Source organism: Pedobacter sp. 01N416 (assembly GCF_056399685.1).
Map to the genome: position 1 here is coordinate 1 of NZ_JBFTRT010000812.1, position 1,660 is coordinate 1,660.

The following is a 1,660-nucleotide window of genomic DNA, read 5'->3' on the forward strand; positions in this document are numbered from 1 at the left end:
GGTTTGATTGAGCTTAAGCAAGAAACAGCAGAAGACACAAATAAAAAAATTGATTCTTATGTAGATAAAATCGATTCCTTAACAACTTTTTTTAAGGGTTTCAACAAGTTATTTTTAATTTTAACTTCGTTTATAATCCTCTTGCTAATAATTCTAATCATTTCTCAGTTCTATGCCCCTAAAGTCATCAAGTTCAATAACGAAATCAACGACCTAAAAAATGATTCTTTAGTCAGGAAAATTTTGGAGATTAAGGAAATCAAAAAGAACGACTCAGTTACTACTACCACTTACAATTACTTAGTTAGAGACGAACAAGTTGTTACTTACAATATGCTTTCCAAAGAGAACGATAGCTTAAACCAACAATTAGAGACAAAGAACAAAGCTATTAATAACATTGAAAATAAGGTTAGCAATCTACAAACTAAGTTAAATCTAGTAACAAAATATTATAACATTAAATTCAAGGAAAGTAAAAGACAGATAAGCTTCGAATCTAAGCAACTTGATTCTGCTATGATATTATTAGACTATTATCGTGATAAGATGAAATATGATCCAGCTACTGATAAGTGGAATATTAAGCATTAACATTGACCATTTGCAAATCTCTCAAAATATCCAATTTCTAAAATTTGGCAATATACTTTGATTAATTATAATCAATTATGCTATAAAATATTTATCTTATGTTTTATAAGTAGGCGGATAATCAAATAAACACGAATGGCTACAATAAAAAGAGAATCGTATGAGTGGGCATTAATTCACCTAATAAAATTTTATGATAGCGACTTTTACCCAACTTTGTTTGAATTTAAAGCCATTAAACATGATTGGGACAGTGTATTAAAGTATCTGTTGACGATTGATGTAGATAAATATGCACCGAAAACACCATTTATATCTGCATCGCCAAAACCAAATGGAGCATATAGAGTGGTACATCAATTAGACCCAATTGACAGTTTAATTTATACTGCTTTGGCATTTGAAAATGCTTCTAAAATAGAGGAAGTTAGAATTCCTAAAGAACGTTACATTGCTTGCTCTTACAGGCTAAATCCTGATAACGACGGCTCTTTTTTTGATAAAGATAATAAAGGGTTTGAACATTTTCTTTCAAAGGCTGAAGAACTAGCTAACAAATTTGAAGATGGCTTTGTACTTATGACAGACCTTGTAGACTTCTATAACCAAATATATCTTCATAGAGTAAGTAATATTCTAGAAGAGTCCGGATCGACAAACAATAGTGATTTTGAGAGATTTTTATTAGGGCTTAACAATAATATTTCTAAAGGTATTCCTGTTGGACCAGTTCCAAGCATCATTGTTTCAGAAGCAATATTATCCGATATTGACAATAAAATCATTAGGCATACAGAGAATTTTACTAGATATGTTGATGACATAAATATCTTTTTTTCTAACAAAATTGAAGCTCAAAAACTTCTTCATGATTTGACTATTTATCTGCATTCAAACCATAGGTTAGTTCTTTCTTCAGACAAAACAAGAATTATAACTACAAAGGATTTTCTTGCAAATCATTTGAAAAATGAAGAAAGAATTGAAAAGCAAAAACTTCACAGCAAAATCAATGAAATAGAAATAGTTGAATACCCTTTCCCAGAAAAACAGACAGAGTTTGAAG

General features: G+C 29.8%; 2 protein-coding genes. Both read left to right on the forward strand.

The features are described 5' to 3' along the window. Nucleotides 1-594: hypothetical protein (locus AC1DND_RS27415; RefSeq protein WP_477585958.1), on the forward strand; the 594-nt coding region annotated here is incomplete at its 5' end. A gap of 135 nt (nucleotides 595-729) precedes the next feature. Further along, on the forward strand, nucleotides 730-1,660 hold a 931-nt coding region (locus tag AC1DND_RS27420; RefSeq protein ID WP_477585960.1), incomplete at its 3' end, for an RNA-directed DNA polymerase.